The sequence below is a fragment of the Lutibacter sp. genome (assembly GCF_016342705.1).
GTDB lineage: Bacteria > Bacteroidota > Bacteroidia > Flavobacteriales > Flavobacteriaceae > Lutibacter.
On record NZ_JAEINV010000009.1, the window covers coordinates 108,902 to 132,981 of the forward strand.

Here is a 24,080-nt window from a genome sequence, read left to right on the forward strand (position 1 = left end):
ACATTATGAAAAAAATAATAAACACCAAAAATGCTCCAGCACCAATTGGCCCATACAATCAAGCCGTATTAGTTGGTAATACTTTATATACTTCTGGACAAATTGCAATTAACCCAAAAACAGGAGATTTAGTTTTATATTCTATTGAAGTAGAAACTAAGCAAGTTATGGAAAATATGAAAGCTGTTTTAGCTGCAGCTGATATGACATTTGATGATGTAGTAAAAACATCTATATTTATTTCAGATATGAATAATTTTTCTAAAATAAATGAAGTATATGGAAGCTATTTTAATAATGACATAGCTCCCGCCAGAGAAACTGTTGAAGTTGCTAATTTACCAAAATTTGTAAATGTTGAAATCTCAATGATTGCTATAAAATAAATGTTTAAATAGCTTTTATTAAAAGTTCAGCTGTTGCTGGGTTTGTAGCTAATGGCACATCATGAACATCACATAAACGCATTAACATTGCAATATCTGGTTCATGTGGATGCATACCCAGTGGATCTCTAAAAAAGAAAACCATATCTGTTTTTCCTTCTGCAACTCTACCCGCAATTTGCGCATCACCACCATATGGCCCAGACAAAAATTTAGTAACTTTAAAACCAGCTTTTTCAGCATTTTTACCAGTTGTTCCCGTTGAAATTAAGTGGATATCTTTTGAAATTATTAAGGCTTTAAAATCCATTAAAAACTGAATCATTTCAGCCTTTTTTCCGTCGTGTGCTATAATTGCTATTTCCATAAGGCAAAAATAAGAAACTTACTTATCATTTGTTGCTTTTTTCTATTAAAGTGCGTGTGAATATTCAATTAAATCAACAATTTTAGTTGCATATCCAAATTCATTATCATACCAAGCAATAATTTTAAAAAAATTATTATTTAAAGCTAATCCCGCTTTTGCATCAAAAACGGCAGTTCTTTGTTCTGAAACAAAATCTTGTGACACAACTTCATCTTCTGTATACCCTAAAATTCCTTTCAACTCATTTTCTGAAGCCAATTTCATCACCCTTTTAATTTCTTCATAATTCGTTGATTTTTTTAACCTCACTGTTAAATCAACCAAAGAAACATCAACAATTGGTACTCTAACTGCCATTGCAAGTAATTTACCCTCTAACTCTGGCATAATTTTAATAACAGCCTTACCAGCATTGGTTGATGTAGGTATCATATTATTTAAAGCTGATCTACCTCTTCTCCAAATAGCTTCAGGTCCATCAACAGTATTTTGGCTAGAAGTAGCCGTATGAACTGTTGTTGCTAAAGCTTCAACAATTTCATAATTATCATTTAATACTTTTGCAATGGGCGCTAAACAATTTGTAGTACAGGAAGCATTTGAAAAAATAATGTCTTCTTTTTTTAAATTTTTATGATTAACCCCCATTACAAACATAGGCGCATCTTTTGAAGGTGCTGATATCACTACTTTTTTTGCACCTCCAATTAAATGAAGTGCTGCTTTTGATTTATCTGTAAATAAACCTGTAGATTCAATTACGTAATCCACATCTAACTTTTTCCAAGGAATTTTATTTGGATCTTTTTCTGAAGTGATTTTAATTTTTTGATTGTTTACAATTAAGTAACTACCACTAACTTCAATTGTTCCTTTAAATTTACCGTGTACCGAGTCATATTTTAATAAATAAGCTAAATGATCAATATCTAGAAGATCATTTATACCAACAATTTGAATGTTTTTCCTAGTTATTGCAGTTCTAAAAGCTAAACGCCCAATTCTTCCAAACCCATTAATACCTATTTTTAACATGAATTTTTTATATAAATTAATAAAACAGCTATTAAATTGACATCATATCACTTACTCTTATTAATTCTTTATTAATTGCATGGTGGCCTTTAACTGCAAGTTCTAACTCGGTTGTTTCAACTTTATTATTAACTAAACCAACCATTACATTTGACTTTCCATCTAATAACAATTCTACGGCCTTTACACCCAGTCTACTTGCTAAAACACGATCAAAACAACTTGGCGAACCTCCTCTTTGCATGTGGCCTAAAACAGAAACTCTTACTTCATATTGTTTAAGATTTTCTTCAACGTAATTAGCTAACTCAAAAACATTTTTCCCAATTTTATCACCTTCTGCAATAACAACAATACTAGAGGATTTACCTGAGCGTTTGGTTCTTTTTAAAGATTCAAGCAGTCTATCAAGGCCCATGTTTTCTTCCGGAATTAAAATCTCTTCAGCTCCAGCTCCAACACCTGCATTTAAAGCTATAAAACCAGCATCTCTACCCATAACTTCAACAAAAAACAATCTGTTATGAGAACTTGCTGTATCTCTAATTTTATCTATTGCTTGAACTACTGTATTTAGCGCAGTATCATAACCAATAGTGTAATTGGTTCCAAAGATATCGTTATCAATTGTTCCGGGAACACCAATACAAGGAAAATTATATTCTTCATTAAATATCATTCCTCCAGTAAAAGTTCCATCTCCACCAATTAAAACAATTCCATCGATTTCAGCTCTTTTTAAGTTTTCATAAGCTTTAGCTCTTCCTTCTTTGGTCATAAACTCTTTTGACCTTGCTGACTTTAAAATAGTACCTCCTCTATTAATTATGTTGCTAACGCTTCTGGCATTAAGATTTACAAAATCGCCTTCAATTAAACCTTGGTAACCTCTATAAATTCCAACACACTCTATATTATAATAAGTACAAGCTCTAACAATTGCCCTAATTGCGGCGTTCATTCCTGGAGCATCTCCCCCAGAAGTCATCACTCCTATTTTCTTCATTTTTTTAGTCATTCATTTGAATGACAAAAATATGATAATTTTATCAGAACCTAGTAGTTTAATATGTTAGCTTTATATTAATATTTAAATATGCTATTTTACCATAATTTTTCAGGGTATGTTCCATTATCTTTTAGCTTCTGGATTTCTGAAGTTACATACTCTTTATCTTCTTTGTAGGTAACACCAAACCAACGAGCATTTGATTTTAAAACCTCCATAGTTCCTAATTTATTTACAATTAAATGATTTACAATGGATGGAATAAAAAACTCTGCCTTAGGTTCTTTATAATTTTTTTCTAAAAATTCTTCAAATAAAGAACTAGAAAGTTCAAAATATTTAGGTGTAAAACCAAAGAAATTCATTGCAACAATGGTATCTTCTGATATTGGCATCATTTCACCTTGTTCATTTTTATATTTCAATTCACCATCTACTTTTTCTATTTGAGTTCTTTCTGTTAAACCAATTAAAAAGCCATTTTCATCAACTTTGCATTCGCCACGAGAAACAAATCCAAAATCTGAAATGGTATTTTTCAACACATAACCTAACATATTAAATTCACTAGAATTTTTATCAATTTTATTTAAAGCGTCCGCCATTACCTGGTAACCTTCACGTCCGTAAAAATCATCCGCATTAATTACTGCGAAATTTTCTTTAATAACATCTTTAGTCATTAATAACGCTTGACCAGTTCCCCAAGGTTTTTCTCTTTGGTTATCTTTAAATCTTTCTGGTATTTTATCCAACTCTTGAAAAACATATTCAACTTCAATTTTTCCTTTTAATTTTTTATCAAAAAAAGATTTAAAATCATCTTCAATACTTTTTCTAATGATAAAAACTACTTTTCCAAAACCTGCCTGAATAGCATCGTAAATTGAAAAGTCTAAAATTGTATCTCCTTGTTCTGAAAATGTGTCTAATTGTTTTAATCCTCCATATCTGCTACCTACTCCGGCAGCCAAAATAACTAGTGTTGGTTTACTCATTTTTTATTTTTTTATTGATTTATTTTTAAATTTTATTATTTTATTTTCTGTAATTATTGAATCTTTTGATTGTTTTTCAGGAATTGAATCAATTGGTTTTTTCTTTTTCAACTTCAATTTTTCTAGTAATTCTTTTCCACTATCAAAATCAATTTGGTAGGTTAAACCTGCTCCTTGCGTGTAACCTTCTTCTTCTTCTGTATATTGAATTTCATTTTGCCTATTAAAGATTGACGATCTGAAAGTTCCTTCATCATTCATTAAAAATTCAACATTTACTTCTCCAATAACGTTTGTTTGATCTTTAGAACCTATAGGCATTCCTACTTTTCCGTTTATAATAATTTTATCGTTTAACTGATAATCTAAAGCTATTGCTAATTGATCATCAATATTTAAATTATCTACCTTATATTTTTCACCTACTGTGTATACTGGTTTTAATTTAAATCTATTATTACCTTGGTTTAATATATTATCAAACACGTTTGAAAGCATATCGAAACTTGTACCATATAAAGCCGCGTTGCTATTTACACTTAAATCACTTTCATTATAAAAACTTCCAGAAACTAACAAAGATATGAAATGAACTGTTTTATTGTTTTCATCATTACTATTTAATTTAAATTCTAACTCTGAGGCTACTGTTGAACTTGAATTAGGAATTTCTATATCAAAATCGCGTTGTGAATTAAATAACTCACCCGAAAATCGTGTAATCAAATCAATTGGTATTTTTCTGTTTGCAACAATATTTTCTAATAATGATTTTGGGTTTGCTGAAACTCTATAAACGGCTTCAATATTTATATCTGCCGTAAATGGGTTTCCGCTCCAAGAAATGCTTCCACCTTTTCTAACGGCAAATGGTTTATTTATAAAACCTCCATATTTAAAATTATAAACACCGTTATCTACAATAAAATCGCCATACATATCAAACTTATCTTTGGTATCCAAATCAATTTGTAAATTACCAGTTCCACTTCCTTTAATATAACTTCCGGTTGCTTTATCTAACACCATTTCAACTATGGCATCTTTTGTTATTTCCAGGTTAAAAACCATTGATAATCCTTTTAATTTATCAGAAATAAATTGCCTTCTAATTTCTTCATTATTATCGGAATTATCCTTACTTATAAAACGAATTAACTGTGATGATTCTACTGTTTTTACATCGCTAATTGGAATTATAAAGTGAGTTCCTTTTTTGGTTTTCCCAACAACATCTATAACTAATTTATCTGTTGGCCCTTTTATAAAAGCATTTCCTTCTAAAAAACCAGTTCCAAAATACAAAGAATTTTCCTTTTCTATGGTATTTAATACTAAAAGATTTTTAGTATTTACACTTAAATCTAATTTCCAATTATCAAAATGACTATGTTTTATGGTCCCTGTAATTTTTCCTTTTGTATTTTTAAAACTATCCTTTATAGTAACATCATCAAACGTAAAAGTTTGGTTGGTTAATTCTACAATACTTGTTCCATCAAATTCATAATCTACATTTAAATAAGGAAAATACATACCGGCTTTATCTAAAAAGAGAGTTCCGGTCATATCTGGATTTTTAACCAAACCTGTTAAGTTTACATTTCCATAAACAAATCCTCTAATATTTGTAAAAACATCTTCTCCTAATGGGCTAAAAGCATCTAGCTTAAATTCTTCAAAGTCTACAATTAAATCTAATGTGGGTTCTTTTGGCGTAAAATCTAAGTCTCCCAAAGCCGAAAAATTAATATTTCCATTTCTCTTTAAGGAAATATCTACCAAATAATTTTTTACTGAATTTTTTCCTTCTATATTTACTTTTAAATCGCCTTGATAAGAATTATTTACGTAAAAATTTGCAATTGTTAAGTCTGCAGTTGGTTTAATTTTATCTGTAATTTGTTTATAATTTAAAGTACCATTTACAATTCCCTTCAATTTTAAACTATCAATTTCTGGAGTTATACTTGACAATTTTACATTTTTAAATTTAAAATTCAAGTCCTTAGAAATGGTATCTTTCATGGTTCCATAAATTTCAATTTCTTCATTATTTGAAGCAATTAAAAATTGACTTATATCGTAGGTTTTCCTTTTACTATCAAAAACCACTTTATTTTTAAAATTATCTTCAGGATTAATTACCCATTTATTATTTTTAAAGGTGAAATTAGATTTTTGCATTCCAAAAACCGATTTATTTTCTTTATTGAAGGTATGATAAAAAGCTAAGTTATATTGCTCTGTGTTTTGCTCACCTCCATCAAATTCGGTTCTAAAATACAACGTATCATTTAAGGTAATATTCACCAATTTAAGGTTGCTCACACTGTAATATTCAGATTTTATTTTATCAATGGAAAGTTGTGTGTTAAAAAGCGGATTTTTATTATCTATCTGAACATTTAAATCTTCAATAATAGTTTTATAAGCTTCAACTCTTGGCGATTTTATATTTAACTTAAACAAATTATCATCTGCACTAATATTTCCTCTTACCGATGAATTTGCATCTAATACAATTTCCGGATAAAATACCTCCACAATTTTATTGTAAACATTAAATCTAAAATCGAGATATTGACCAGAAGTTACCTTATAAGGTTTGTAATTTGAGTAAATACTACCAATTGAATTTTGAGCTAGATGTCCTAATTCCGCAAATTTAAATTTCCCTTTTATTCTCCCTGTAATTATTTCTGGTGAATTAATAGTGATGGTTCTGGTACTATCTTCAAATGATGAATTAATATTAAAATCTTTGAAAAAATAATCGCCTTTTTGGTTGGTGTACAACATATCTTTAAAATCCAGATTACCCACCAAATCATCAATAGAATTTCCTTTTACGTTAATATTTATTTCTCCTTTTAAATTTGAAATACTATCACGTTTAAACAAATTAATAGTATTTAAATCGCAATAATCTACAACTGCTTTAAAATTAAACGTATATATTTTTGAAGAAAAATCTGCCAATCCATTAAAATTCAGCTTAATATTTTCATCATTTACTTCTGTTTCGCCATTAAAATGTTTCTTTTTAACAACGCCATTAATTTTAATATTCTTATATGCATATTTATTGTATTCGTAATTGGTAATTATTCCTTTTACGGATGTATTCATTTTTTCTAAAGAAAATCCTTCTCCGTCTACATCCAAAGAAGTTGATAACAAACCAATTGAAGGATTGTCAATTAACTTACCTAACTGAAAATCAATAAATTCAATATGTCCAATATACGTTGCATCATCAATATTTGTAACATTTGTAAGCTCTAAATCTGAAATTACACTTCCCAAATTAGAATTCATAACCAATTTGGCATCAATTAAATTAGGTGTAATAAAGGTTTTTCCCTTTAAGGTAAATTTTCCTAATTTAGAAAATTCAGTAGGCAATGTATTTCCTAAAACATTTGGAAGTAATGCTTTTAAATGATAATAATCTGATGTTAAATTATCAATATCTCCTTCTAAAGAAAACCCGTTTTCCTGATTAAAAACATTTTTAAAATTAATAGTTCCTTTAATAATGGCGCCTTTATCAGATTCTAAATCTAAATTATGTGTTATAAAATTATTGAGTGTTCCTGTTATTTTTGTTGAAAAATGCAATTCATCATCAGTTCCTAATTCATTATAGAATTTTTTCAAATCTATTAACGATAAATTTGCCTTTTGAACGTCTGCATTTAATTTTACTTTATTATTAAAATCCGAAAAGTCATCTCTATGGTAATTAAAAATAATATCTGCCTCTAATGAAGATTCCGCAGTTTCTAACAACGTATTATTAAAACTCATGGAAATTTTAGAATACGAAAAGTTACTTGTTAAGTTTTCAACCTCAATATTTCTATTTTCAATAAAATGAAGGTTTTTAATATCAGCAGTAACATTTGGTCCTTCAATTTTAAAGTTTTTTGCACTACCCTTTATTTTTTTGAAGAATATAGGTTGATCATTTTTAATATTAGCATCTACAACTTCAACATATCCATTGTTTAATTTTAATCTGGTTGAAGTTAATAAAAACCCAGATGGTTGATCACTCACTGTTCCATCATCAAATTTATCTACAAACACTGTTAAAGCATCATCTACTTCTCCTTTGTAGGTTTTAATATTTAAAATAAAATTATCTAAAAATATTTGGCCAAATTCTGGTTTTCCATCCACCAATTTTTTAAAACTAACGATTGATGTAGTTAAGTTTTCAATATAAATTAACGTATCTGCATGGTGATTTTTAATATAAACTTCTTTTAATTTTACATTTCCTAAAAATGACAAATCAACTTTTTTAACATTAATATCAACATCAAATTCTGTTCTTAAATAGTTTGTTGCTTTTTTTCCAAGCGAAGTTTGTACTGCCGGGATTGACAGTAATACACTAACTACTGCTAATGAAACCAGTAGTATTAGTAAAATATTTACAACTATTTTTTTAATTCGTTTGATATGCGCTAAATTTGCAAATTAACGGCAATTATTATGCCTATATTTTATTTAAATGACTAAAATTAATCCAATTTATATTCTTGGTATTGAATCGTCTTGTGATGATACAAGTGCCGCTGTTTTATGCAACGGAAAAGTACTATCAAATGTTGTTGCCAATCAAGAAATTCACACCAAATATGGAGGTGTTGTTCCTGAATTAGCTTCCAGAGCACATCAACAAAATATTGTTCCTGTTATTCAACAAGCAATTCAACAAGCAAATATCGACAAAAAAGAGTTACATGCCATAGCTTTTACGCGTGGACCTGGATTAATGGGGTCACTTTTAGTGGGAACATCGTTTGCAAAGTCACTTTCTATGGCTTTAAATATTCCATTAATTGCTGTAAATCATATGCAAGGGCACGTTTTAGCTCATTTTATTGAAGATGAAACTCAACAAAAACCGCCATTTCCTTTTTTATGTTTAACAATTAGCGGTGGACATACGCAAATTGTAAAAATTACCAATTATTTTACCATGGAAGTTATTGGTGAAACTACTGATGATGCCGTTGGAGAAGCGTATGATAAATCGGCAAAAATTTTAGGGCTGCCATATCCTGGCGGACCTTTGGTTGATAAATATGCGCAACTTGGCAATCCAAAAGCCTTTAAATTTACAAAACCAAAAATGCCAAATTTAGATTTTAGTTTTAGTGGACTAAAAACAGCTATTTTATATTTTATTCAGAAAAATGTAAAAGAAAATCCAAATTTTATTGAAGAAAATCTCCACGATATTTGTGCTTCTATTCAGTACACTATTGTGCAAATATTATTCGATAAACTTAAAAAAGCAGTGAAACAAACAGGAATTACACATATTGCAATAGCCGGTGGTGTAAGTGCTAATTCTGAAATACGTAAAACCTTAAAAGCTACTGAAGAAAAATATGGATGGACTACGTACATTCCAAAATTTCAATACACAACAGATAATGCTGCTATGATTGCTATTGTTGGGCATTTAAAATATTTAGAAAAAGATTTTTCTGAAACAGATATTGTGGCAACTGCACGTTTAAAAGTACAAGAAGGTTAAAAATTTAAATTAGGTTTTTCTTTCATAAAAAAAGTATCAGCATATTTTTGCAAAAGTATCAGCATACTTTAGGAAAAGTTTCAGCATACTTTGGAGAAAGTATGAGCATACTTCTTTGAAAGAATCAGCATACATTTTAAACTACAATTACTTACTGAATATCAACTTGTTGCAAAATTAAATTTTCGATTATTCAAGTAACAACAAAATGCATAAAAAACCACTTTAAAATATTATCGCTCTGAATCAATTGTTGTTGCAACAGCTCGGTTAAAAGTGCAAGAAGGTTAAAAAATACTATTATTTTAAGATTTATCTGTACTGAAATTGTAATTTTGCAAAATGAAAAATGTTTTTCAAAAAATAACAGTTGTATTTATGGTCGCAATATTATTGCTATCCATTACATCTTTTTCAATGTATAAACATTTTTGTAATGATAATTTAGTTGAAATTTCTAATTTTTCAAAAGTTGATTCTTGCTGTAAAACTAAAATTGTTTCCAATAATTTTAACATTGTAAAGTTTTCAAAAAAGGATTGTTGTCAAAATGAAATTGTTATGAAAAGTAATACTTCTTTTCAACATACTAATTCTTTAAAATTAATAAAATCTCAATACGTTTTAGCTTTTTCATTTTATACAATTTTTGTAAAAAAAATGAATTTCATTAAAGTTAACACTACATTTTATCAAGATTTTTCTCCTCCTAAAATTTTACGAAACAAACAAGTACTGTTTCAGTCCTTCTTAATTTGATTTTATAGTTCTTTTTGAGAATAGCATTGGCTATTAAAACAAGATTTCTATTTATCACAATTAAGATTTTCATTCATGAAAAAATATATCATTTATTTATTCATCCTCCTTCCTTTGGGTGCAATAAGTCAAAATAGTACGAAAGGAAAAATTTTAGACACCTCTAACACTCCAATAATTGGCGCAAATATTTATTGGGAAGATTCTACAATTGGTGTTGTTTCAAATGAAAATGGGTTATTTGAAATTAAAAATTTATCAAACAATAATACTTTAATAGTAAGCTATATTGGTTATAAATCACAATCTATTACTATTGATAAATCAACTGAATTAACCATAAACTTAAGTCCAGATAATGAACTAAATGAAATTAGTATTAATTCTGTAAAACAAAGTTCCAACAGACCATCGTATGAAATTAAAAACATCATTAATGTAAATAAGGCAGAATTGTTAAAAGCCGCTTGCTGTAATTTAGCAGAGAGTTTTGAAACAAATCCATCTATTGACGTTAATTATTCCGATGCGCTAACTGGAACAAAACAAATTAAAATGTTAGGTTTATCAAGTCCGTACATTCAAATTGTTCAAGAAAATGTTCCTAATATTAGAGGTGCTGCTCAGGCATTTGGACTTTCATTTACTCCAGGAACTTGGGTTGAAAGCATACAAGTTACCAAAGGTGCAGGAAGTGTTGTAAATGGTTATGAAAGTATAACCGGTCAAATTAATGCCGAATTAGTAAAGCCTTTAACTGATAAAAAGTTATTTATAAATGCTTATACATCCTTAGATGGAAGATCTGAATTAAATACGCATTTCAATAAAATTTTAAATGATAAATGGAGCGCTGGTTTATATGTTCATGGAAATTTAAGAACTAAAAAAATGGACGAAAACAACGATGGTTTTTTAGATGCTCCGCTTTCTAATCAAATAAACATTATGAACAGATGGCAATATACCGATACAGAAAAAGGTTGGGTGAGCTTTGTTAATTTTCGCTATTTAACCGATAATAAACAAACAGGGCAAGTAAATTTTAATCCTGACATTCATAAAAAAACTAGTACATTTTGGGGAAGTGAAATTGAAACCGAAAGATTTGAAACCTCCGCAAAATTGGGTTATGTTTTTCCAGAAATGCCTTATAAAAGTTTTGGATTGCAATTTGCATTTAGCGACCACAAACAGCATTCTTATTATGGACTAAAAGATTATAATATAAAACATCAAAGTTTTTATGCTAATTTAATTTTCAATTCTATAATTTCAGATACAAGAAATAAAATTGTAACTGGACTAAATTCAACTTTTGATGATTTTAATGAATTAGTTTTAAATTCAAATTACACAAGAAACGAAAAATCTGTTGGTGCTTTTTTTGAATATAATTATGATAATTTAGACAATTTAAGCTTATCGGCAGGAGTTAGAGTTGATGCTCATAATTTATTAGGAACTTTTATTACGCCACGTTTACACGTTAAATATAACGCTTGGGAAACTGGAACATTCCGATTTTCAGCAGGAAGAGGAAAAAGAGGCGCTTCTATATTTGCCGAAAATCAAAAATTATTTGGCACAAACAGAACTTTAAATATTACTAATAATAATGGTAAATATTACGGATTAAAACCAGAAATAGCTTGGAATTACGGAACTTCATTCAATCAAAAATTTAAATTATTTAATAGAAGTGGTGATGTAACCATTGACTTTTATAAAACAATTTTTGATGAGCAAGTTATTGTAGATTGGGAAAATCCAACCGAAATTTCGTTTTACAATAGTTCAACAATAGGAAAAGCAAATAGCTTTCAAATTGAGTTAAATTACAGTCCGGTAACACATTTAGCAATAAGAACAGCCTACAAATATCAAGATATTACAAGTAATTTTATTTCCGGCGAAAAACAAGAACCATTACAACCTAAAAATAGATTTTTTACAAACTTATTTTTTGAAACTCATCAAACAGAAAAAGGTGGTAATTGGAAATTCGATTTCACATACAATTGGCAAAGTGAACAGCGAATTCCGGACACTAGTATTTATAGTTTAAAGTATCAACTACCACTATATTCAGACAATCACAGCGCTATAAATGCACAAATAACAAAGGTTTTTTCACCACGATTTGAATGGTATTTAGGTGGCGAAAATTTAACCAACCAAAAACAACAAATACCCGTTTTAGGAGCTGATGATCCTTTCGGAACAAATTTTGATACAAGCTTAGTATATTCGCCTGTTATTGGTGCAATGTATTATACAGGAATTAGATTTAATTTAGAATAAAACGTTTATTATGAAGAAATTACTATTATTTATTGGAATTTTATGTATTGGAATTTCAAGTGAAGCACAAGAAAAAAATAAAAATGCAAAAATTACTTTTGAAGTAAATGGTATTTGCGAAATGTGCAAAGAAAGAATTGAATTGGCAGCCTTAAAAACTAAGGGTGTAAAATTTGCGAATTGGACCATTGAAACGCATGAACTTTCATTAATATTTGATGAGCGTAAAATAGATGAATTAACCATTCACAATAATATTGCGGCTGTTGGTCATGACACAAAAAAAGTAACAGCAACAGATGAGGCGTATAACAATTTGCATGATTGCTGTAAATATGATAGAGTGAATCCAGAATTTGGACATTAAATTAATTGCTCAATTATACTATATTAACTTATTTCAAAAATAAAATTTTGAAATAAGTTAATCTGTTTTAATAAAGGCAGACAATCGTTAATTATTTGTTATTTAGTAAAACAGAAATATCCTTTCCTGTTGGCTCTTCAAATATTTCTAAATCAAAATAAGGAACTGCAGCAATCACATGGTCAAAAATATCTGACATAGTAGCTTCATAATTAGACCATTTTTTATCACTGCTAAAACAATAAATTTCTAATGGAATACCTTGTGAAGTTGGTGCTAATTGCCTTACCATTAAAAAAAGTTCTTTACTAACTTCTGAATTTTGATGTAAATAAAGGTCCAAATATTTTCTGAAGACTCCAAAATTAGTCAAATTTAACCCGTTAATTAAAACGGACTTATCTGCTCCAATTTTTTCATTATGCAAAGTAATTTCAACATGCTTATCTTCAATATATTGCTTTACTAATTGAATTTTCTTAAATTCTTCTATCTTTTCTTTCGTTAAAAATTTAATAGAATTTTGTTTAATAAAAACAGCTCTTTTTATTCTTCTTCCACCAGACTCTTCCATTCCTCTCCAATTTTGAAATGAATCTGAAATTAAACTATACGTTGGAATTGTAGTGTATGTATTGTCCCAATTTTGAACTCTTACTGTAGCCAAATTAATATCCGTAACCGTACCATCTGCTCCAAATTTACTGTAAACAATCCAATCACCTATTCTTACAATATCGTTTACTGAAACTTGAATGGAAGCTACAAAACCTAAAATAGTATCTTTAAAAATTAACAATATTACAGCAGAAGCTGCTCCAAGTGTTGCAAAACTTAAAACATCTCTTCCAGTTAACTGATAAACAATAAAAAATATGGCAACTCCCCATAAAAATATCATGACAACTTGCGAATAACTTTCTAAAGGTTTATCCTTAAATCGTTCCGTTGTTCTTAAATATTGTTGAGTTGACTTTAAAAAGCTTCGTATTATTTTTACAACTAAAATAATACCATAAATGTTTATTGCAATGGTGAACGCTTTTAATAAAAATGAAAAATCACTTAAAATTAGCGGAACTAAATATTTTAAAATAAATAGTGGAATTATATGTGCAATATATCTTGGAAACTTACTTTTCACTAAAAAATCATCAAATGTAGTTTTGGTTTTTATAGAGAAAAGATAAAATAATTTTACAATTACAAAACGTAAAATTCTATCTAAAAAATAAGCTATTACAACAATTACACTAAAAGTAATTATCAAATTTATGGTTGCTGCCCAAAAATCTGGCAACCCTTTATTTAGTAATATTTCTTTTATAAGATTTAAATACTTTATCATTAATAAATTTTGAATCATAATTTTAAATTTAGTGATAAATAGGCAAAAGCAGATTTTAAAAAAAACTGGGTAAAAAGCGTCATTCTGAACTTGATTCAGAATCTCATCATGCTGATTATAAAAAAGAATGAGAACCTGAATCAAGTTCAGGTTGACGACACGTTTATTTTAAAACGCCACTAAATTATAAACTTTCAAATTGAATTAAAACTCAGCGTTTACATCCCAAGCTTCTAATTTATCTTTAATTGATTTTATAAACATACCTCCTAAAGCTCCATTTACAACTCTGTGATCGTATGAATGTGAAATAAACATTTTGTGTCTAATTCCAATAAAATCTCCTTCAGAAGTTTCAATAACTGCAGGCACTTTTCTAACAGCTCCTAAAGCTAAAATTGCAACTTGTGGTTGGTTAATAATTGGCGTTCCAAAAACACTTCCAAAACTACCAACATTTGTAACCGTATACGTTCCTCCTTGAATTTCATCTGGCTTTAGCTGTCCTTTTCTAGCTCTTTCAGCTAAATCGTTTACAGCTTTTGTTATACCAACTAAATTTAATTGATCGGCATTTTTTATAACAGGTACAATTAAGTTTCCATCTGCTAACGCAGCCGCCATTCCTAAATTAATTGCTTTTTTCTTAATTATTTTATCTCCAGAAACAGCAATATTTATCATTGGAAATTGCTTGATGGCATTTGCCACAGCTTGCATAAAAATTGGAGTGTACGTAATTTTTTCTCCTTCGCGAGCCAAAAATGTATCTTTAACTTTCTCTCTCCACTTTACAATATTAGTAACATCAACTTCAATAAATGATTGTACATGTGCCGATGTTTGAACAGATTCTACCATATGATGCGCAATTAACTTGCCCATTCTGCTCATTTCAATAATTTCATCTTCTCCATTCACAGAAACAACAGAAACTACTTGCTTCACAATTTCTTTCTTTTCTACTACAACATCTTTTACTAAATTTTCAACCTTTGGAGCAGGTATTTCTTGTATTATTTCCTTCTTCTCAGAAATCTGAACTTGTCTTCCACCATTTATATAAGCTAAAATATCATTTTTAGTAACCCTATTATCTGTTCCAGTACCCACAATAGCTTCTAATTCTTCCATTGAAACACCTTCTGTTGTAGCAATATTTCTAACTAAAGGAGAAAAGAATTTTCCTGAAGCCGACGTTTTTTCAATGACTTTAGATTGTGTAATATCCGCAACATTTTGAACTATTTCAGCAACATTTTTTTCAATTGCTGTTGAAATAGGTTGCTCTTTTACTTCTGAATCTTTAGCAGAAGTTTCAATTATTGCAATGGTTTCACCAACCTTTACTATTGCATCATTTTCAAACAGAACTTCTACAAGTGTTCCTTCAACTTCACTTGGCACTTCAGAATCTACTTTATCTGTGGCAATCTCAACAATTGCTTCGTCCAATTCAATAGTATCTCCAACTGATTTTAACCATGAGGTTATAGTTGCTTCTGCAACACTTTCACCCATTTTAGGAAGTTTTACTTCAAATCTTGCCATTTTGATTTTTTTTAGAATTGCAAATTTACAAAAAATATATAGTGAATATAATAAATGGATCTATTAAATATTTTTTTGAATCCCATATTTTTAACACTTTCATAATTTAAACACAATATATATAATGTAAAATACATTATATAAAAATTTAAATTCTAAAATTATACATTTCATAAATTAGAAAGCGCCATAAACAATTCAATAAAATCAATTTTAATTAATTTGTAACCAAGGTTACGTAAGTCTGTAACAAAATACGCACAACATTTTACTGAAATTAATTTTAATCGTTCTAAATAGCGATTAAACACCTGTTTATCAGCGTTATAAAAATGTTAAAACAATGACTTAAATCATAAAATTAATGTAATGTAGTAATTAAATTTACTAAAGATTTAAAACAAACAAATATCTAATATTATGAAAAATTTAAAATTAATAGGATTCTTGATGATTTTAGCATCAAGTTTAATGTTTATACAATGTACCAGCGATCCAATTATGGGACCACAAGGTTTAGCTGGTGTTGATGGTGTTAATGGAGTTGACGGAACTGATGGAACTAACGGCGTTGATGGAACCGCTAGTTGTGTTGCTTGTCACAATAACTTAAACAAAGAACATGCTGAAGAGTCATATTTAGTATCTATTCACGCAAAAGAAACTTTGCATACAGACAGAGGAACTGGTGACATAATTACTACATCTGCTTATACAAACAGATCAGGATGTGTTCAATGTCACACAAGTGGAGGTTATATTGATAGTATGAATGGTGTTGAATTAAAAGGTGGTTCTGGTTACCCAAGTGGTTTAGCTTATTCTGGTAACCAAGCAATTACTTGTACAACTTGCCATGGAACACATAGCACATTTGACTTTGCAAATGATGGATTTGATTATGCTTTAAGAGCTGGAATTATGCCTGTTGCTTTAGATCAAGATCCAGCTTATGCAATGGATATGGGATCTAGTAACACATGTGTAAAATGTCACCAACCAAGAGGTTTACCTCCAACTGTAGGAGATGCTTCAGGTAATGTTAAATTAAATGGTCGTTTTGGACCACACCACGGACCACAATCTACATTATTAGAAGGAATTCAAGGTGCAATGTATGCTGGATCAGCTGTTTATCCTGCACCAAAATCTGCAACTCATAGAACTGGATCTTCTTGTACATCATGTCATATGGGTCAACAAGATGAAGGTGAGCACAATGGATTACACTCTTGGCATCCATCTGAAAAAGCTTGTTTAACTTGTCATACTAATGGAGCTCCTTCTGAAGTTTCAGGTTATGCTGCAGATATGGAAACATTAAAAACTTTATTAATTGCAAAAGGTGCTTTTGATGGTACTGCAGATGCTTTTACATCAAACAGTGTTCCTTTAAAAGTTGCTCAAGCTGCTTGGAACTTTGCCCTTTTACGTGAAGATAGAAGTAATGGTATTCACAATCCTGGATATGCAAAAGCATTACTTAAAAACTCTATTGAAGCTGCACAATAAATAATAATAGTTAGATATTAAAGTTCTAGGGAACTAAGTTAGTAGTTCCCTGAACTTTTAAAACTAATTACTACTTATAAATAGTTACAGTATTAACTTAAAATTTTTACGAAAATTTTAATAAAAGTTAATTAACAATTTAAAACAAAACAAATGAAAAAACTATTGCAAATAGTTCTAGTTAGTAGCTTAAGTTTACTATGCTTTTCATGTTATTACGATGAAATTCCTGAAAAACTGGTAATTGATATTCCTGAAATACCAGACACTCAAGTTATTTCTTTTGGAACTGAAATACAACCTATATTTTCTAAATGTACAGGTTGTCACGGTGCAAACATAAGTCCAGACTTAAGAGCTGGAAACTCATATAGCGCCTTAGTTCCTAAATATGTTACCGCAAGTAATGCAGATGCTAGCAGATTATACAATTATTTACCAGGAAATGGACACCACGATGTTGGTATTTCATTAAGTGCTAATGAAATTGCTTTAATTAAAGCTTGGATAAACCAAGGAGCTAAAGACAACTAATAAATAAGACATTTAATATGAAAAATTATAAAATATTACTTCTTGCTTTTTTAATGCTCCCTTTTATTGGGTTTACCCAAGAAGAAGAGGTTGTTGAAAAAGAAGTAGTTAAAGAAAAACTTGAAAGACCTGCCTATGAAAGTTCTTTTATTGTTGATAATCCAACAAATGTGTTGTTTTCTAAAAATGCTTTAGAAGTTACTATGCAACACAGATTTGGAACTATTAATGGTGGAGATAATGATATGGCTGGTTTTTGGGCTCCGTCAAACATTAGAATTGGTTTAACTTATGCAATTCATGAGCGATTAACTATTGGTTACGGAACAACAAAATTTAATAGATTACAAGATTTTAACTGGAAAGTTGCATTATTAAGACAAACACAATCTGGTAGTATGCCTATTAGTGTTTCTTATTATGGAAATTTTACGATTGATGCAAGATCAAAAGAAAATTTCAATATGATTCAAGACAGATATTCTTACTTTAATCAATTAATTATTGCTAAAAGATTTAGTTCAAAAGTATCATTACAAATTGCACCAAGTGTATCTCACTATAATTTAGTAGATCCAACTATGCAAAATGATATGGTTTCTGTATCTTTTGGAGGAAGATTTAAAATTAGTCCACAAACTTCTATTTTAGTTGATTATAGCCAACCGATTACACAGTTTGACGCTAATCAGCCTAAACCAGGTTTAAGTATTGGAACCGAGTTTGCAACTTCTGCACATGCTTTCCAAATATTTTTAACTAACTATAATGGTTTAGTTTCACAAAAGAATTATATGTACAACCAAAACGATTTCTTTAAAGGCGATTTCTTAATTGGATTTAACATTACAAGAATTTACAACTTTTAAATTTTTTATAAATCACCCTTTTAGAAAACAAAATACCAATATTTCATTGGTATTTTGTTTTCTTTCGTTAAAAGAGCTCTATACTTAAATAATTTTAGATAATGTTTTGCATATCAACATTATAAAAATTTAAAAAAAATCAGTAAAAAGTCTGATTTTATAAAAATTCGCTGACAAAAGTCATCATAAAAAACAAGTTATGTAACTAAATTTACATAAGAATATTGCTCATAATTATTCGCTTAGATTTATACTATTATGGAAAATAAAAAAACTGAAAACGGAAGCACAAACAGACGTAAATTCCTAAAATTAGGATTAATGTCTAGTGTTACAGCTGTAGCCGGAGCTTCAATAATATCTAATTTTGCCGCAGATGAGGAAACCAAACCTTCTGGTGAAAAAATGAGATTACTTACACCAGACGGGAAAATTGTTGAAGTAGATGCATCAAACGTAAATAAATACCCAGAAGCATTAATAACACCTGAAGAATCAAGAAAAGGAATTCCAAACAGAAAGTTTGTGATGGTAATTGATTTGGCCAAATGTAAAAACGCAAGAAAATGTGTTGAAGGCTGTCAAAAAGCACACAATTTAGATCATAATGAGGAGTTCATGAAAGTACAATTAATACAAGATAATCCAGAGGCTTCTCCTTATTGGTTACCAAAACCTTGTTTTCATTGTGATGAACCACCTTGTGTAACTGTTTGCCCTACTGGAGCAACTTTTAAACGTGATGATGGTATTGTTTTAGTTGATAATGATCGTTGTATAGGTTGTAAATTTTGTATTACAAGTTGCCCATACTCTGCACGTCAATTCAACTGGGGACATAAAGATAAATTCGATGATAAATCACAGCCTTATTCACCAGAAACTAGTGTTCCTGCCGCGGAAGGTACCGTTATGAAATGTGATTTTTGTCCAGATATGCTACGTCAAGGAAAATTACCACATTGTGCATCATCTTGTCCAATGGGAGTAATTTATTTTGGAGATAAAAACGAAGATATTGTAACTAATGGTGAAGAAACTGTTCGTTTTTCAAAATTAATAGAAGACCGTGGAGGATATCGTCATTTAGAACATTTAGGTACAAAACCAAATGTATATTATTTACCTGCTGTTAACAGACAATTCCCATTAGAAAGAGGATTTAATGTTGAGGAGGATATTATTGAACGTTATAAAGATGTTCCTTATGTTCAACAACTAAAAAAAGACGGTAAAATTTAACTTTAAAACTCTTAATTATGAATTTAGAAAATAGAAAAAGAGAATTGGTTAAAGAATTTTCTCCTTTACTTGAAAAAACTACCAAAGTTTCAAAAATTTGGATGGGAATATTAGTTGCAATCATTTTGGTTGGAATTTATGCTTTCTTTTTACAATTATTTAAAGGACACGAAGTTACTGGTATGCGCGACAACGTTGTTTGGGGTGTTTACATTATTAACTTTATATTTTTTGTGTGCTTAAGCTATTCGGGAGCATTTATTTCCGGTATTTTACACTTCTACAACACGCCTTGGAAAAATTCAGTGTCAAGAATTGTTGAAATAATTACAGTGCTATCATTAATTATTGGACCTATATTTATTTTATTGTGTATTGGTAGATTAGACAGATTGCATTATTTATTCTTGTATCCAAGAATTCAATCACCAATTACTTGGGATATTATAGCAATTATGACCGATTTAGTAGGTTGTTTTATTTACTTATACTTAACATTTATTCCTGATTTGGCCATTTTAAGAGATCACAGTGAAGATGCACCAAAATGGAGACAAAAATTATATAAATTTTTAGCAATAGGTTACCAAGACACCACAGAACAAAGAGAAACTTTACATAAAATAACTAAAACAATGTCTGCAATGATTATTGCATTAGCAATTGTTGCGTATTCAGTTTTAGCGTGGATTTTTAGTTTAACGTTGCAACCTGGTTGGAACAGTTCAATATTTGCACCATACTTTATTATTGCTGGACTATATTCTGGTATTTCAGTTATAATACTAGCTATGTATTTAATAAGAAAATACTACAATCTAGAGCATTACATTAGAAAAGTACACTTTGTTAGTGCAGGTATTATCCTTTTAATACTATCATTATTATATGGTTATTTTACATTTAGTGAGTATTTTTCTAGATGGTTTAGTCATAAAATTCACGATACAAATTTATTAAACACATTGTTTACACGTTATTTTTGGCAATTTGTTTTAGCAAATTATGTAGGTGTTTTAGTGCCCGTTGTTATTTTATTTTTCAAAAAATTTAGAACTATAAAATCAATCACTTTTGCTTCAGTAATTGCAATTTTAGGATTATGGCTTAATAGATATTTAATAGTTGTACCAACTTTAGAAACTCCTTATTTACCAATTCAAGATACCAGAGAAGAATTTGTTCATTACACAGCCACTTGGGTTGAATGGTCTTTAAGTTTTGCCGGAGTAGCTGCTTTTATTTTATTCTTCATTTTAATTATGAAATTAGTTCCAATCATACCAATGTCTGGAATTATTGATCAAGAAAGAGAAGCTTTCAATAAAAAAGGGAATGCTAAACAAACAATCACTGAATAATAATAGTAAAATTAGAAATTATGCAACGTAACATATTTAAAAACACATCATTTACTTGTTTTCTTTTAGCGCTATTATTTAGTTTTAGTTTAGTTGCTCAAGAAACAACTGTAGATGATTATAAATTGTCTTTCTCTTTTAAAACAGTTAAAAAGTTTGACAATACACGTCTACTTGAAGTTTCATTTATTGGAAAAAATAGAGAAGATAGAAAAGATAAAATTCCTGTTTTTGATGCTGAAATAAAATTCTTTAACATTGCTAATGATGAAGAAATTTTATTAGGAACTGCAAAAACTTCAAATGAAGGTGTCGCACAATTAATACTTTCTGAAAAACAAAAATATATAACTGATGAAGATGGTTATATTAATTTAACCGCTAGATTTGAAGGTTCTGATGCATTAGATGCTGAGGAAGAAGAAATTTTGGTTAGAGATTTAATTTTAGAATTAAACTTAGAAGAAATTGATAGTGTTAAAACCATTTTTGTAAAAGCATTTACTTTAGATAGTTTAGGTGTTAAAACACCTGTTGAAGAAGTAGATGTAATTATTTCAATAGAAGGAATGCTTTCTAAAATGAAAATTAAAGAGGGTACTATTGAAAATGGTGAAATTGAATTTGAATTACTTCAAAATATTCCAGGTGATAAAGATAAAAATTTCACCGTTTATGCTCAAATTTTAGACAACGATGAATTTGGTGATGTAATTCAAAAACAAACCGTAAATTGGGGAACATTTAATAAAATAAATACAATAGACGAAAACAAACTGTGGTCTGAAGCCGCGCCAATATGGATGTATATTGTATTAACAATATTATTAGTTGGTGTTTGGGCAAATTACATTTATACGGTATATAATTTATTTAAAATAAAAAAAGAAGGAAAAAAATTAGAATTAAGCCAAGAAGAATAAAATATTTGCTACTTTTATTACAATTGGCATTGTATTTGAATTTAGATTAACAATTAATATATAACAAACAAAAATTAAACAAATGAAAACATTTAAAATTTTAATGATTATAGGTGTGGTTAGTATTGGGCTTTTGTCTTTCACTAAATTGGTGCAAGAAGAGTGGAAAGTTCCTGCTAAATACCAAACTATGAAAAACCCTGTAGAAGCAAGCAAATCTAATGTAGATTTAGGTAAAACTTTATATGCTAAACATTGCAAGTCTTGTCATGGTAAAGAAGGTTTAGGTGATGGTCCAAAAGCAGAAGAAGTTGATGGACATTTAGGAGATTTTTCTTCTAAAAAATTCCAAGCTCAAACTGATGGAGCGTTATTTTACAAAAGTTATTTTGGAAGAGACGATATGCCAAGCTATGAAAAGAAAATGCCAGAGAAAGATGATATGTGGGCAATTGTTCATTATTTAAGAACTTTAAAGAAATAAACCATATTTCTTATTCATAAAAAAACCGAACAATTGTTCGGTTTTTTTATGCTTTTATAATTTCTTAAAGACTAAATGGTCATAGAAAATATACGAGTGTCTGGCTTATTTTCTATTAATCGAAGATCAAACGTCATACAAATATTACGAACAAACATTCTTCCTTCTTCTTTTACCGTAACCTTCTCTTCTGAAACCTCAACCAAGCCATCATCAATTATTGGTTTTAAACGCTCTATAATTTCTTTTTTAACCTGTGCATCTAATCCAATTTTCCACTCAGTTTCTAAATTACACATTAGGTTTAAAATGTGCTTTCTAATAATTAAATCTTTATCGGTTAATAAATGACCTCTAAATATTGGTATAATACCTGCATTCACTTTATCAGTATAATCATCTACATCCTTTTCATTTTGAGCAAATGCGTACCAAGAATCACTAATGGAAGACATTCCCAAACCAACCATTAATTCAGTTTTTCCAGCAGTATAACCCATAAAATTACGATGTAACTTTTTAGCTTCCATTGCCTTATGTAAAGAATCGGATGGTAACGCAAAATGATCCATTCCAATTTCTACATAACCATTGTCAAAAAACAATTGTTTTCCAAGTTCATATAAATGACGCTTTTCGCTATCCTTTGGCAAATCACTATCTTCAAAACCACGTTGCCCAACGCCTTTTATCCAAGGCACATGTGCATAACTGTAATAAGCTATTCTATCTGGTTTTAAAGCAATAGTATTTTTAATGGTTGTTCTAATACTTTCTTCAGTTTGAAAAGGTAATCCGAAAATTAAATCGTGACTAATAGACTCATAACCAATCTTTTTTGACAAATCATGAACTTTTTTTACTTGCTCAAAACTTTGAACCCTATGAATTGCTTTTTGAACTTTCGGGTCGTAATCCTGAATACCAAAACTATTTCTTCTAGAGCCTAAATCATACAAAGTTTGTAACTGTTCTTCTGAAGTATGATTTGGATGTCCTTCATAACTAAAATCGAAAGTTTCAAATTTATCAGCTCTTTTAAAAATTCCGTTAATCAGTTTTTTTAAATTTTCTGAAGAAAAGAACGTTGGTGTTCCTCCTCCTAAATGAATTTCTCTAATTTTTGGTCTTCCTTCAAACAAATCGCAATATAAATCCCATTCTTTTAAAACGGTTTCAATATATGGTTGTTCAACTTCATGACGTTTTGTTATTTTTTTATGACAAGCACAAAATGTACATAAACTCTCACAAAAAGGTAAGTGAATATATAAGCTAATTCCCTCTATATCATTACTTTCAATAAAAGATTTTTTAACTGTTTTTTTCCAGTCTGATAGAGCAATCCCTTCTTTATCCCAAAAAGGAACCGTTGGATAACTGGTATATCTTGGACCAGGAATATTATATTTTTGAATTAAGTTTGTCATTTTTTAGCTATTGGCTGTTGGCTGTTGGCTTGCTAAAA

The 24,080-nt window shown here is 29.2% G+C and carries 20 protein-coding genes; 11 read left to right on the forward strand and 9 right to left on the reverse strand.

Annotation, left to right across the window (positions count from 1 at the left end; all coding sequences use genetic code 11):
- The first annotated feature begins 5 nt into the window (after positions 1–5).
- Positions 6–386: a RidA family protein gene (locus tag JEY78_RS10195; RefSeq protein WP_291850504.1), complete on the forward strand. Its 381-nt coding sequence runs from the start codon at positions 6–8 to the stop codon at positions 384–386.
- Between the two features lie 4 nt (positions 387–390).
- Here the strand turns inward: JEY78_RS10195 and JEY78_RS10200 are convergent, their stop codons facing one another.
- The 5 genes from JEY78_RS10200 to JEY78_RS10220 all read right to left on the reverse strand — a co-directional run bounded on the left by JEY78_RS10200 (position 391) and on the right by JEY78_RS10220 (position 8,100).
- Positions 391–753, reverse strand: a complete 363-nt coding sequence (locus JEY78_RS10200; protein ID WP_291850507.1) for a methylglyoxal synthase — start codon at positions 751–753, stop codon at positions 391–393.
- Between the two features lie 45 nt (positions 754–798).
- On the reverse strand, positions 799–1,791 hold the full coding sequence (gene gap, locus JEY78_RS10205; RefSeq protein WP_291850511.1) for a type I glyceraldehyde-3-phosphate dehydrogenase: 993 nt from the start codon (positions 1,789–1,791) through the stop codon (positions 799–801).
- A 31-nt stretch (positions 1,792–1,822) separates the two neighbouring features.
- On the reverse strand, positions 1,823–2,809 hold the full coding sequence (pfkA, locus tag JEY78_RS10210; protein ID WP_291850514.1) for a 6-phosphofructokinase: 987 nt from the start codon (positions 2,807–2,809) through the stop codon (positions 1,823–1,825).
- 86 nt (positions 2,810–2,895) lie between these two features.
- Positions 2,896–3,798 (reverse strand): sugar phosphate nucleotidyltransferase, encoded by a 903-nt coding sequence (locus JEY78_RS10215; protein ID WP_291850517.1) that lies wholly within the window; start codon positions 3,796–3,798, stop codon positions 2,896–2,898.
- Positions 3,799–3,801: 3 nt separating this feature from the next.
- The gene (locus JEY78_RS10220) at positions 3,802–8,100 is read right to left on the reverse strand and encodes a translocation/assembly module TamB domain-containing protein (protein WP_291850520.1); all 4,299 of its coding nucleotides are present in this window, start codon (positions 8,098–8,100) and stop codon (positions 3,802–3,804) included.
- 223 nt (positions 8,101–8,323) lie between these two features.
- On the opposite strand from JEY78_RS10220, the gene tsaD reads away from it, so the two are divergent.
- Positions 8,324–9,358, forward strand: coding sequence for a tRNA (adenosine(37)-N6)-threonylcarbamoyltransferase complex transferase subunit TsaD (gene tsaD, locus JEY78_RS10225; protein ID WP_291850523.1), 1,035 nt, complete (start codon positions 8,324–8,326; stop codon positions 9,356–9,358).
- A gap of 356 nt (positions 9,359–9,714) precedes the next feature.
- Here the strand turns inward: tsaD and JEY78_RS10230 are convergent, their stop codons facing one another.
- Positions 9,715–9,876 carry a hypothetical protein gene (locus JEY78_RS10230; protein ID WP_291850526.1) on the reverse strand — a complete coding sequence of 54 codons (162 nt, stop codon included), beginning with the start codon at positions 9,874–9,876 and terminating at the stop codon, positions 9,715–9,717.
- 316 nt (positions 9,877–10,192) lie between these two features.
- On the opposite strand from JEY78_RS10230, the gene JEY78_RS10235 reads away from it, so the two are divergent.
- Entirely contained in the window at positions 10,193–12,421 is a 2,229-nt protein-coding gene (locus JEY78_RS10235; RefSeq protein ID WP_291850529.1) for a TonB-dependent receptor, read from the forward strand.
- Between the two features lie 10 nt (positions 12,422–12,431).
- Positions 12,432–12,788 carry an ATPase gene (locus JEY78_RS10240; protein ID WP_291850532.1) on the forward strand — a complete coding sequence of 119 codons (357 nt, stop codon included), beginning with the start codon at positions 12,432–12,434 and terminating at the stop codon, positions 12,786–12,788.
- A 91-nt stretch (positions 12,789–12,879) separates the two neighbouring features.
- Here JEY78_RS10240 and JEY78_RS10245 read toward each other — a convergent pair whose 3' ends face one another.
- Together JEY78_RS10245 and JEY78_RS10250 are read right to left on the reverse strand one after the other, a co-directional pair.
- A complete protein-coding gene (locus JEY78_RS10245; RefSeq protein ID WP_291850535.1) occupies positions 12,880–14,154 on the reverse strand; it encodes a mechanosensitive ion channel domain-containing protein in 1,275 nt (424 codons plus the stop codon).
- 186 nt (positions 14,155–14,340) lie between these two features.
- Entirely contained in the window at positions 14,341–15,687 is a 1,347-nt protein-coding gene (locus tag JEY78_RS10250; protein WP_291850538.1) for a dihydrolipoamide acetyltransferase family protein, read from the reverse strand.
- Between the two features lie 420 nt (positions 15,688–16,107).
- On the opposite strand from JEY78_RS10250, the gene JEY78_RS10255 reads away from it, so the two are divergent.
- The 7 genes from JEY78_RS10255 to JEY78_RS10285 all read left to right on the forward strand — a co-directional run bounded on the left by JEY78_RS10255 (position 16,108) and on the right by JEY78_RS10285 (position 22,612).
- Positions 16,108–17,199, forward strand: a complete 1,092-nt coding sequence (locus tag JEY78_RS10255; RefSeq protein WP_291850542.1) for a multiheme c-type cytochrome — start codon at positions 16,108–16,110, stop codon at positions 17,197–17,199.
- Between the two features lie 153 nt (positions 17,200–17,352).
- Positions 17,353–17,733: a hypothetical protein gene (locus tag JEY78_RS10260; RefSeq protein WP_291850545.1), complete on the forward strand. Its 381-nt coding sequence runs from the start codon at positions 17,353–17,355 to the stop codon at positions 17,731–17,733.
- A gap of 17 nt (positions 17,734–17,750) precedes the next feature.
- A complete protein-coding gene (locus JEY78_RS10265; protein ID WP_291850548.1) occupies positions 17,751–18,602 on the forward strand; it encodes a DUF5777 family beta-barrel protein in 852 nt (283 codons plus the stop codon).
- Positions 18,603–18,860: 258 nt separating this feature from the next.
- Entirely contained in the window at positions 18,861–19,844 is a 984-nt protein-coding gene (locus tag JEY78_RS10270; RefSeq protein ID WP_291850551.1) for a 4Fe-4S dicluster domain-containing protein, read from the forward strand.
- A gap of 17 nt (positions 19,845–19,861) precedes the next feature.
- Complete coding sequence (gene nrfD, locus JEY78_RS10275) at positions 19,862–21,205, forward strand: NrfD/PsrC family molybdoenzyme membrane anchor subunit (protein ID WP_291850554.1); 1,344 nt, start codon at positions 19,862–19,864, stop codon at positions 21,203–21,205.
- 20 nt (positions 21,206–21,225) lie between these two features.
- Positions 21,226–22,128 (forward strand): hypothetical protein, encoded by a 903-nt coding sequence (locus tag JEY78_RS10280; RefSeq protein WP_291850557.1) that lies wholly within the window; start codon positions 21,226–21,228, stop codon positions 22,126–22,128.
- A gap of 82 nt (positions 22,129–22,210) precedes the next feature.
- A complete protein-coding gene (locus JEY78_RS10285) occupies positions 22,211–22,612 on the forward strand; it encodes a cytochrome c (protein ID WP_291850560.1) in 402 nt (133 codons plus the stop codon).
- 71 nt (positions 22,613–22,683) lie between these two features.
- Here JEY78_RS10285 and hemN read toward each other — a convergent pair whose 3' ends face one another.
- Positions 22,684–24,042 (reverse strand): oxygen-independent coproporphyrinogen III oxidase, encoded by a 1,359-nt coding sequence (gene hemN, locus JEY78_RS10290; protein WP_291850563.1) that lies wholly within the window; start codon positions 24,040–24,042, stop codon positions 22,684–22,686.
- Between the last annotated feature and the right edge of the window lie 38 nt (positions 24,043–24,080).

Coding starts and splice junctions, on each gene's coding strand:
- gap (WP_291850511.1), bottom strand. CDS start 1,791: ATGTTAAAAATAGGTATTAATGGGTTTGGAAGAATTGGGCGTTTAGCT.
- JEY78_RS10230 (WP_291850526.1), bottom strand. CDS start 9,876: ATGTTAAAATTATTGGAAACAATTTTAGTTTTACAGCAAGAATCAACT.
- nrfD (WP_291850554.1), top strand. CDS start 19,862: ATGAATTTAGAAAATAGAAAAAGAGAATTGGTTAAAGAATTTTCTCCT.
- tsaD (WP_291850523.1), top strand. CDS start 8,324: ATGACTAAAATTAATCCAATTTATATTCTTGGTATTGAATCGTCTTGT.
- hemN (WP_291850563.1), bottom strand. CDS start 24,042: ATGACAAACTTAATTCAAAAATATAATATTCCTGGTCCAAGATATACC.
- JEY78_RS10195 (WP_291850504.1), top strand. CDS start 6: ATGAAAAAAATAATAAACACCAAAAATGCTCCAGCACCAATTGGCCCA.
- JEY78_RS10250 (WP_291850538.1), bottom strand. CDS start 15,687: ATGGCAAGATTTGAAGTAAAACTTCCTAAAATGGGTGAAAGTGTTGCA.
- JEY78_RS10285 (WP_291850560.1), top strand. CDS start 22,211: ATGAAAACATTTAAAATTTTAATGATTATAGGTGTGGTTAGTATTGGG.
- JEY78_RS10245 (WP_291850535.1), bottom strand. CDS start 14,154: ATGATTCAAAATTTATTAATGATAAAGTATTTAAATCTTATAAAAGAA.
- JEY78_RS10235 (WP_291850529.1), top strand. CDS start 10,193: ATGAAAAAATATATCATTTATTTATTCATCCTCCTTCCTTTGGGTGCA.
- JEY78_RS10265 (WP_291850548.1), top strand. CDS start 17,751: ATGAAAAATTATAAAATATTACTTCTTGCTTTTTTAATGCTCCCTTTT.
- pfkA (WP_291850514.1), bottom strand. CDS start 2,809: ATGACTAAAAAAATGAAGAAAATAGGAGTGATGACTTCTGGGGGAGAT.
- JEY78_RS10260 (WP_291850545.1), top strand. CDS start 17,353: ATGAAAAAACTATTGCAAATAGTTCTAGTTAGTAGCTTAAGTTTACTA.
- JEY78_RS10200 (WP_291850507.1), bottom strand. CDS start 753: ATGGAAATAGCAATTATAGCACACGACGGAAAAAAGGCTGAAATGATT.
- JEY78_RS10215 (WP_291850517.1), bottom strand. CDS start 3,798: ATGAGTAAACCAACACTAGTTATTTTGGCTGCCGGAGTAGGTAGCAGA.
- JEY78_RS10255 (WP_291850542.1), top strand. CDS start 16,108: ATGAAAAATTTAAAATTAATAGGATTCTTGATGATTTTAGCATCAAGT.
- JEY78_RS10280 (WP_291850557.1), top strand. CDS start 21,226: ATGCAACGTAACATATTTAAAAACACATCATTTACTTGTTTTCTTTTA.
- JEY78_RS10240 (WP_291850532.1), top strand. CDS start 12,432: ATGAAGAAATTACTATTATTTATTGGAATTTTATGTATTGGAATTTCA.
- JEY78_RS10270 (WP_291850551.1), top strand. CDS start 18,861: ATGGAAAATAAAAAAACTGAAAACGGAAGCACAAACAGACGTAAATTC.